This window comes from Phocaeicola sp. HCN-40430, assembly GCF_037890285.1.
Lineage (GTDB): Bacteria > Bacteroidota > Bacteroidia > Bacteroidales > Bacteroidaceae > Phocaeicola > Phocaeicola acetigenes.
Genome location: NZ_JBBKBS010000022.1, coordinates 53,509 through 62,617 on the forward strand (window position 1 = coordinate 53,509; position 9,109 = coordinate 62,617).

General features: G+C 42.7%; 7 protein-coding genes and 1 pseudogene. 3 read left to right on the top strand and 5 right to left on the bottom strand.

The window, feature by feature from the left end:
- Positions 1 to 38 precede the first annotated feature (38 nt).
- The 5 genes from WKU26_RS10070 to WKU26_RS10090 all read right to left on the bottom strand — a co-directional run bounded on the left by WKU26_RS10070 (position 39) and on the right by WKU26_RS10090 (position 6,184).
- A complete protein-coding gene (locus WKU26_RS10070; protein ID WP_340321897.1) occupies positions 39 to 683 on the bottom strand; it encodes an ATP-binding cassette domain-containing protein in 645 nt (214 codons plus the stop codon).
- Positions 684 to 693: 10 nt separating this feature from the next.
- Positions 694 to 2,244 carry a DUF4836 family protein gene (locus tag WKU26_RS10075; RefSeq protein ID WP_340321898.1) on the bottom strand — a complete coding sequence of 517 codons (1,551 nt, stop codon included), beginning with the start codon at positions 2,242 to 2,244 and terminating at the stop codon, positions 694 to 696.
- Between the two features lie 4 nt (positions 2,245 to 2,248).
- Positions 2,249 to 2,947, bottom strand: coding sequence for a 16S rRNA (uracil(1498)-N(3))-methyltransferase (locus WKU26_RS10080; RefSeq protein WP_340321899.1), 699 nt, complete (start codon positions 2,945 to 2,947; stop codon positions 2,249 to 2,251).
- Between the two features lie 394 nt (positions 2,948 to 3,341).
- Complete coding sequence (locus WKU26_RS10085; RefSeq protein ID WP_340321900.1) at positions 3,342 to 4,895, bottom strand: DUF4836 family protein; 1,554 nt, start codon at positions 4,893 to 4,895, stop codon at positions 3,342 to 3,344.
- Positions 4,896 to 4,921: 26 nt separating this feature from the next.
- Complete coding sequence (locus WKU26_RS10090) at positions 4,922 to 6,184, bottom strand: MFS transporter (protein ID WP_340321901.1); 1,263 nt, start codon at positions 6,182 to 6,184, stop codon at positions 4,922 to 4,924.
- Positions 6,185 to 6,640: 456 nt separating this feature from the next.
- On the opposite strand from WKU26_RS10090, the gene WKU26_RS10095 reads away from it, so the two are divergent.
- The 3 genes and pseudogenes from WKU26_RS10095 to WKU26_RS10105 form a co-directional block, all read left to right on the top strand.
- Positions 6,641 to 8,053, top strand: coding sequence for an undecaprenyl-phosphate glucose phosphotransferase (locus WKU26_RS10095; RefSeq protein WP_340321902.1), 1,413 nt, complete (start codon positions 6,641 to 6,643; stop codon positions 8,051 to 8,053).
- A gap of 213 nt (positions 8,054 to 8,266) precedes the next feature.
- Positions 8,267 to 8,704 (top strand): BT0820 family HAD-type phosphatase, encoded by a 438-nt coding sequence (locus WKU26_RS10100; protein ID WP_340321903.1) that lies wholly within the window; start codon positions 8,267 to 8,269, stop codon positions 8,702 to 8,704.
- Between the two features lie 171 nt (positions 8,705 to 8,875).
- A pseudogene (locus WKU26_RS10105) lies at positions 8,876 to 9,109 on the top strand (polysaccharide biosynthesis/export family protein); the annotation flags it as partial.

Below are 9,109 nucleotides of genomic sequence, written 5' to 3' on the forward strand. Positions count from 1 at the left end.
TTTTTATTTTGAATTTTTAGTTTCAAAGTCATCTTCTTCTACAGTTTCAATACCCTGTCATAATTCATCTCCAGATGCTTTCCTATGGAAGTCAGAATTGCGCCGGCTCCACGTTTGTCTACTTCTTCCTTCAGAATATCAGCCATTATCCGGGCATTTCCATCGTCCAGATGACTGATAGGCTCATCCAGAAAAATAAAATCGAAAGGTTGGCACAAAGCTCTTACAAAAGCCACTCTCTGTTGCTGACCGTACGACATTTGTCCGATTTTCTGATTCCATTTGTCCGCAATTCCAAGCCGGTCAAACCACTCCTCCATCTGCTTTCGGCTGGCATACTTTGTCAACCCATTTTTCAAGACTACATTTTCTCCCGCCGTCAGCTCCGGAAACAAGCGCAACTCCTGAAAAAGCATGCTCAATTCTCTTTTCCTGATATTCACCCACCGGTCCACCGTAAACTTTCTGACATTTTCTCCATCAAAAGAAATAATTCCCTGATAGTCTTTTCTGTATCCATACACAAAGCTGCAGAGCGAAGATTTTCCCGTCCCCGAAGCAGCTTCCACCAAACAAATTTGTCCTTTCTGAAACGCAATCTGTTTGTGCCATATATCCGACACGACACAATCTCTGCCCATAAAAACCACAGGCAAAGTCTGTTGCAATTCTATTGTATTCATTTTTCCAATTTTATTTTCCGGTTGTCAGATTTACCAATGCCGTCATCTGCTCCAGCACGTTTCTGTTCCGATCTTTAAAGAGCAGTTCCATATGCACCATTTTATCCTCTTCTCTCATCTCCACTGTCATCCTGTCCAGTCTGTCCAAGCCTATAAACACGGGGGGCATCTGCTGCTTGCGAAGTGTAGACGATACGGCCTGCATCAAAGAAATGAAGTTCACTACAGAGAATACTCTCTTTCCTTCTACTTCTTTTCCCCATTCCGTATTCTTCATCGACAACCCCAGCACTTTTCTCTCTACCAGATTCTCCCTATTGGTAAAATACATTTTACCATCCTTTACTCCAAACCACACATGAACCGGACCAGGACGCAAATTCAGTGCACTACCATCCATCATATAAAATTCATACGCATGTTCTCCACGATTCATCAAGCGCATTTGTCCTCCAGTCATGGCAATCATCGGTTTCAGGTCCTCAACAGTCTGCAGAAAATCCGTACTTACCACATCCGCCAATAAAATATAATCTCCATACAGCGGATTAGTCACAGTAAACGACACGTCACCTTTTACAGCAGAGAAAATGGCATGAAAATCAAGCGGAATCATCGAATGCTCAAACATACGCTTCACAGCAGGATTGCTATTCAACCATTTATATAACTTTGCTCCGTCTACGGACAATGTACTCCAACCGAACGTATTGGCAGGAAAATCATCCAAATGGTCTCCTTTTACCGGTGATGTAGCATTAAAATATTCTTCCGCCACCTTCATCATCACCTTATCGATGGTAAGCGAACGTACATCACACACCAGCTTACCTGTCTCGAAATTCATTGTAGCCAAGGCCTTCACGTCCTCCCCTTTCAGTTCAGCCGACCCTCCCATTGTCAATGGATAAATCGCACGTTCCGGCAGCAAAGCCATTGAAGCCCAAACAGAAATATCTCCTTTTGCATCCTGAATACTTTGATAATCTTCAGTTTCAGCAAAGCTATCCTCCCGTTTCTGTCTCAACCATTTTGCAGCCGAATGTTGCATATCACCGGCATTCCTTCCCGAAGGATCCATCACCAACAGAAAAGCATCTTCATTATAAGCGATCAGCATCTTTCCCATCAGCGTCCAAGTACATCCGTCGCTTTCACGTAACGCCTCACACACGCCCTGCTCTTTCAGCATCTCCAGCAAATCTGTCAGTTTTCCCTCATCAGTTACCCGCATCAGCACACCAGCAGACACCGAGCGTTTTTCTACAAACAAATACAGCCTGTCTTTCAAAGACAATCCGCTTTCATCTGGATCTGCCACAATTCTGTCAATCAGATTCTCCGAATCAGTCAGCCCACTTTTCAACAAGTCAGCCAGCCGGTTCATCGCCACCTGTCCTTCACTATTCTGTAAGCCAGCTTTAGCAGCCATCGCTTTCAGATCGACAGTCGCTACCGCAGCAGCATCCTTCGGCAACACACGTTCATAGTCTGCACCTCCCGAACAAGCCGTCAGTACCCATACAGCAGCTGCCCCTATCCAATATTTCAGTGTTTTCATTACTTTAAGAATTAAATAAATTCATCATATGCACAGCAACCAGCGCAGCCGTTTCTGTCCGCAGTCTCGATTTACCCAGACTGATTGGCTGAAAGCCCAGTGCTTCAGCTTTCTGAACCTCCTCCGGACTAAAATCACCTTCCGGTCCAATCAAAACCAGTGCATCTTCCCCAGGTTTCAAAACCTCTTTCAGCAAAGGCTTCTCTCCCTCGTAACAGTGAGCGATAAATTTCTGTCCCTGAAAATCCCGTTGCATAAATTTAGCAAAGTCCGTCATTTCATTCACAATCGGCTTACGTGCCTTCAACGACTGCTTCATGGCCGACACCACAATCTTCTCAATACGTTCCGTCTTGATAACCTTCCGTTCAGAAAAACGGCAATTCAAAAAGCTCAATTCATCAAAGCCTATTTCCGTAGCTTTTTCTGCAAACCACTCTATACGGTCCATATTCTTGGTAGGAGCCATAGCCAGATGCAAATGCCTTTTCCAGAACTTCTCCTGTTCCATTTTCTCCACCACTTTCACCTGACACCGTTTTCCCGTAGCCGCACTGATGACTGCCTTATAAAAAAATCCTTTCCCGTCTGTCAGCATCACTTCGTCGCCTACACCCAAGCGTAATACTCTCAGACAGTGTCCGGCTTCTTCTTCGGGAAGCTCCAGACAAATATCAATATCCGGTGTATAAAATACATGCATATTTTTTCCTTTTAAAATTTCACTCATGCAAAGATAATGAAAGGCGAGAGCAGAGGCAAACGAAAACACAGTTTTCAAGTTTGAACTATGCCGAGCCGCATCCTATCTTCTAGAAAGATAGTGAAAGGCGAGAGCAGAGGCAAACGAAAACATAGTTTTCAAGTTTGAACTATGCCGAGCCGCATCCTATCTTCTGAAAAGATAGTGAAAGGCGAGAGCAGAGGCAAACGAAAACATAGTTTTCAAGTTTGAACTATGCCAAGCCGCATCCTATCTTCTGAAAAGATAGTGAAAGGCGAGAGCAGAGACAAACGAAAATAAAAAAGTTATGTCCGAACAGCAGCACCATTCCATGCAACCATTCGGACATAACTACAAGATATCAAGACCTCAATTAGCGGACAGCAAGCTCCTTACCCAACGCAATCCACTGCTTCAAGACATTTGTTTCCTTATCCTTCATACCCAGTTCCATACGTCCGTGAGTATCATCCTCTGCCTCTACTGTCATGTAATCCATAACACTCAGCATCCGCTGTGTCAACTGATCTTTCGAACTATAAACCTGATGATTAGCATTCATTATCTCATTCAGTGAATAACAGTTCATCACAAAGAAGCACCGTTTACCCGGCACATTACCAGCCCACGATTCATTCTTCATTGAGTTATCGGCCTCTTTCTGTTCGGCACACATCTTATCATTAGTCAGATAAAATACTCCATCTTTTACACCTATATATATAGACACGTTGCCTTGCACACCCATCATACGTCCGTCTGCCATCTGCAGCTCATACGCATTCTTTCCGGTTTCCACCAGCTTCATCTGTCCTCTGGTCATGTCCAACATCGGCTTCAAACTTTCAAAACTCTGCATAAAATCCGAGTTCTCCACCTCAGCCATCAATGCAAACGACAAAGGTTCCAGATTAGAAATACAGATTACTGTTTCTCCATCAATCGCGCTCAATGCCGACTTCAAGTCAAACATGGTCTGTACACCACCCAGCTGTGCTGCCATAGCAGGTTCCTTCATCAATGTTTCATACAATTTATCTCCTTTCAAGCCCATATCTACCCACATGAACGAACCTTTCGGGAACATCTTCAAGAACTTATCAGTAGTTTCTTTCGAATAAATAGGACGAATCTTTTCGTATTCCTTTTTCAGGGCATCATTGATAAGGGTTTCAATGTCAAGAACCATACGTCCTTTTTCAAAATGTACTCCTGCCACAATGTTCAGATCCTTCCAAGCAACAGTTGCGGGCATAGACATTTTAGCCATCATCTTATATTCTTCAGGCAACATCACCATCGACATAAAGACAGAGATATCTCCCTTTATCTTTTCCATACTTTCGAAGCCCTTGCTATCACAGAAAGAGTTTTTATTCTCTCCTCCCATTAATTCAGAAGCCCAGGTCTGCAAATCAGCATCCTTTCCTTTGTCCGAGAACAAAAGCAAGCAAGAGCAATCGCTATACGCCAACACCCCTTGCTCTTGTACAACCTGACTATACGCTCCCTTATCTTCTATAGCTGCCGATGGCTGCTGTTTTCCCAGCAAACCAACCAGCTCATTCAGTTTTCCTTTATCCTGCACACATGCCAGCAAGCCCCCTTTTTCTCCTTTGTCATCCACAAACAGATACACTTTTTGCTTCAAATCCAGTCCACTTTCCGAGGGATCCGCCAACACTTTATCTATCAGTTCCGTACCCTGTGCATCCAATCCGTTACCCAAGGTATTCTTAATCTCAGTCACAACAGCCTTAGTATCTTCTGCAGACAAATCACTTTTCTGTACCAGTTGTTTCAAATCTACAGATACCACTGCCCCCGGATTCTCCGGCAACACGTTCACATACTTTTTTTCACTTGAGCACGATGCCAGCCATATCATGGCCAAACACATCAGGCATACATACACACTCTTTTTCATAGCTTTTATATCAATTAATAACGTTGTCAGACTGTCCGTTCGTGTTTATAACGGAAAACCAAAGCAAACACAACCGCTACCACCAGTGCGTACGCAGCAAAAATAAACCACGCATTGCTCCACCCTTCAACCTGAGGAGCCGTACTGCTAAAGTCTACAAACTGGTTTACTATCCACTGAGCAGCCAGTGTACCCACAGTAGCACCCACTCCATTAGTCATAATGATAAACAATCCCTGCGCACTGGAACGGATTGAAATATCAGTTTCCTTATCCACATACAATGAACCGGAAACATTGAAGAAGTCGAATGCCACTCCATATACCAGCATGGAAAGAATAAACATCCACACTCCGCTTCCCGGATTTCCCAAGCCAAACAAACCAAAACGCAACACCCAAGCCACCATCGCAATCAGCATCACCTTTTTAATACCAAAACGGCTCAAGAAAAACGGGATCAGCAAGATACAACACGTTTCACTGATTTGCGAGAGTGAGATCAGCAGATTAGCATGCTGTACTCCAAACGTATCAGCATACTCGGGAATAGAACTGAAACTTGTAATAAACGGATTGGCAAACCCATTGGTAATCTGCAACGATACCCCCAACAACATGGAGAACACAAAGAATATCGCCATTTTTTTCTGTTTAAACAGCAGAAAGGCATTGAGTCCCAGAGCTTCCACAATTGTTTTTTTCTGAGAATGAGTCTTATTTACCGGACAGTGTGGCAATGTGTGTGCATACACCGCCAAAATCACTCCCCATACGGCACACGTATAAAACTGCATATAATTATTCTGGAAACCCATGAGATCGACCAGCCACATCGAACAGATAAAGCCGATGGTACCACATGTACGGATAGGCGGAAAAGCCTTGATTGTATCCAGCCCCTTCTTTTCCAAAGCAGTATACGCCACCGAATTCGACAGTGCCAGCGTAGGCATATAAAACGCCACACTCATCGAATAAAAAGCAAACAAAACAGGGAAAGAAACCATATCACCCGCCGTCATTCCATAATAACCGGCTCCAGCCATAAACAAGGCGGCCAGTAAATGACTCAACCCCAGTAACTGCTGTGCCGGCATCCAGCGGTCTGCAATAATTCCGAGAATGGCAGGCATAAACAGCGAAACAATTCCTTGCATTGCATAAAACAAACCAATATGGCTTCCCAAGCCTATATTGGCAAGATAAGTTCCCATTGAAGTCAGATAAGCTCCCCACACTGCAAACTGCAGGAAGTTCATAATGATCAGGCGGATTTTAATATTCATAGCATTTTAAGTAAAATTTATTAGAAACAAAGGTAAAAAATAAAATTGAAAACCATCTTGGAGTTCCTGATTTTTTTATCCTAAGATATCACACACAATCCTGTGCACTTTTTATCGATCCGCAAAAGCTGCCACCCTAATTTGTCAAATTAATGAAATATACTCATCAGCATATTTAAATAAAAAAAGGGAATCTTCCCAGACTCCCAATCTTCATTAACCTTAAATCTAATACCATGAAAAACACGATGCAAAGATAATTATTTTATGTTATGCAACATAATAAACAACAAGGAAAATACTTTTAATTAACACACGTTAACCAATAAACATTTTCTACTATTAAAAACAATAAAAGAATTACTTGTGATTCTCAACAACAAAGCCTATCTTTGCAACGTTGATCTTAGTAAATAATCGTAAAAAAACTTTTTTTTCTAAAAGGAGCAAAACATCATGGCAGACTATCACCACACAACCCGGTACAATGGGCTGATTAAAGCCTTTGTAGTTTTTGGAGATTTATGTATTTGTGGAGGATTATTTATCTTGTTTTACTACTGGGCAATCAGCAAAGGAAGCAATGTTTTAAAAGCCTCTCTACTCCAAATTAATATTACATTAGTTTTATGCTATTTTATCTGTGCCTTGAAAGGAGGAGTCATTTTACATCTTCGCAAAGTCTTCACCTATCAGATTGTGACCCGTGTATTCCGCACCGTCATCTACTTTGCATGCTTGTCAGGTATTCTGCTCAGCATCGGCAAATATATGGATGTTTTCTCCTGGTTTTTCGGAGGATACATACTGACTCTATTTATCTGCATAGCCACATATCGACTGATTTTCCGCTCCATCATTAAATCAATCCGTCTGAAAGGAAAGAATTTAAACCATGTAGTATTGGTAGGCAGCACCGAAAACAACCGGGAGCTATTCCACGAACTGACCGATGATCCGTCTACCGGCCATCGCGTGCATGGTTATTTTGACTTTCAACCCAATCCGGAATTCTCTAAAGAATGTCCTTACCTAGGAGTTCCCGAACAGGTATGCTCTTATTTACAGCAGCACCCCGACATTCATTATTTATATTGCTGTCTTCCGTCCCAATACAGCCATATCATTCTTCCAATTATCAATTATTGCGAAAATAATCTGGTGCACTTTTACAGTGTACCAAACTTTCACAACTATCTGCATAACCGAGTATATTTCAACGTTATCGGAAACGTACCTTACCTTAGCCTGCACCCCGACCCATTGAGTCGCATTGAGAATAAAGCAATGAAAAGAGCATTCGACATCATATTCTCTCTGCTCTTCCTTTGCACCTTATTCCCTATTATACTAATAATTGTGACTATCATCACAAAAATTACCATGCCTGGTCCTATTTTCTTCCGCCAGAAACGAAACGGACTCAACGACAAGGAATTTTATTGCTACAAGTTCCGCTCCATGAAGGTCAACAAGGAAGCAGATACACTGCAGGCAACCAAAAACGATCCGCGTAAAACCAGGTGGGGTAATATCATGCGCAAGACCAACATCGATGAACTTCCACAATTCATCAACGTACTGTTGGGTGATATGAGTATCGTAGGCCCTCGCCCGCACATGCTCAAGCACACCGAAGAATACTCCAAACTCATCAACAAATACATGGTGCGCCACTTTGTCAAGCCGGGTATTACAGGTTGGAGTCAGGTAACCGGATTCCGCGGTGAGACTAAAGAATTAAAGGATATGGAAGGCCGCGTAAACGGAGATATCTGGTACATTGAGCACTGGAGTTTCGGCCTTGATCTTTACATCATTTACCGTACTGTGGCCAACGCCATACATGGTGAAAAAAACGCATATTAAGATATCATTTTGTATTATTCTTATTTATAAAGCGTTCTTGAAAACTCAAATCTTTCAAGAACGCTTTATTTTTTTTTAAAAAAGTCTTTGCTGTACGGGAAATAAGATTTAGTTTTGCGAAAAATATACATCTTATTATTTACCTTTCTACAATAAAAATGTGACAGGTAACCGCGAAGCGTACCCGGACCTGTAGTAAATCTCTGTTTTTTTATGACCATAGCCATCGATTTCGACGGAACACTTGTCGAACACAAGTATCCCGAAATAGGCAAAGAGATACCTTTTGCCTTCGAAACTCTGCACCGTTTGCAACAGGACAGGCATCGCCTTATTCTCTGGACCGTACGAGAAGGACGCCTGCTCGACGAAGCCCTTGCCTTCTGCCGAGAACGAGGCATCGAGTTCTATGCCGTCAACCGCGACTACCCCGAAGAGGAAAAAGGATCCAACCGCCACTACTCGCGCAAGCTCAAGGCAGACCTCTTCATCGACGACCGCAACCTCGGAGGACTGCCCGACTGGGGAATCATCTACGAAATGGTCACCCAAAAACTCTCCTACGAAGACCTCATGCGCAAGTACGAAGCAGAAAGCTACTACGATCCCCCCAAGAAGAAAGGATTCTTTGCCAGAGTATTTGGAAAATAGAAGTAAAGGAAACAAAGGAAATTGACAATTGACAATTCACAGTTGACAAGGGAACAAGGAAAATTGTCAATTATCAATTGTCAATTGAAGAAGCCTTGTCAACTCGTCACCTGATACCTGGTCACCTAAACTTAAAAACTCAAAAAGTAATAAACAAAAACATTATATGTTATGAAGATTCGACACATACTTTTCATTGCCGTTGCAGGCATCCTCCTGGCAGGATGTACCTCCTACAAGAAAGTACCCTACATGCAGGACCCCGAAACCGTAAATACCTACGGAAAGGAAATTCCTCTTTACGATGCGAAGATTATGCCCAAGGACCTGCTGAGCATTACGGTCAATACCACCGACCCGTTGGCAGCTGCGCCGTTTAACCTCACCGTACAGACTCCATTGAAC

Excerpts from the sequence above, each read along its gene's own strand:
- WKU26_RS10070 (WP_340321897.1), bottom strand. The coding sequence starts at position 683 with ATGAATACAATAGAATTGCAACAGACTTTGCCTGTGGTTTTTATGGGC.
- WKU26_RS10075 (WP_340321898.1), bottom strand. The coding sequence starts at position 2,244 with ATGAAAACACTGAAATATTGGATAGGGGCAGCTGCTGTATGGGTACTG.
- WKU26_RS10080 (WP_340321899.1), bottom strand. The coding sequence starts at position 2,947 with ATGCATGTATTTTATACACCGGATATTGATATTTGTCTGGAGCTTCCC.
- WKU26_RS10085 (WP_340321900.1), bottom strand. The coding sequence starts at position 4,895 with ATGAAAAAGAGTGTGTATGTATGCCTGATGTGTTTGGCCATGATATGG.
- WKU26_RS10090 (WP_340321901.1), bottom strand. The coding sequence starts at position 6,184 with ATGAATATTAAAATCCGCCTGATCATTATGAACTTCCTGCAGTTTGCA.
- WKU26_RS10095 (WP_340321902.1), top strand. The coding sequence starts at position 6,641 with ATGGCAGACTATCACCACACAACCCGGTACAATGGGCTGATTAAAGCC.
- WKU26_RS10100 (WP_340321903.1), top strand. The coding sequence starts at position 8,267 with ATGACCATAGCCATCGATTTCGACGGAACACTTGTCGAACACAAGTAT.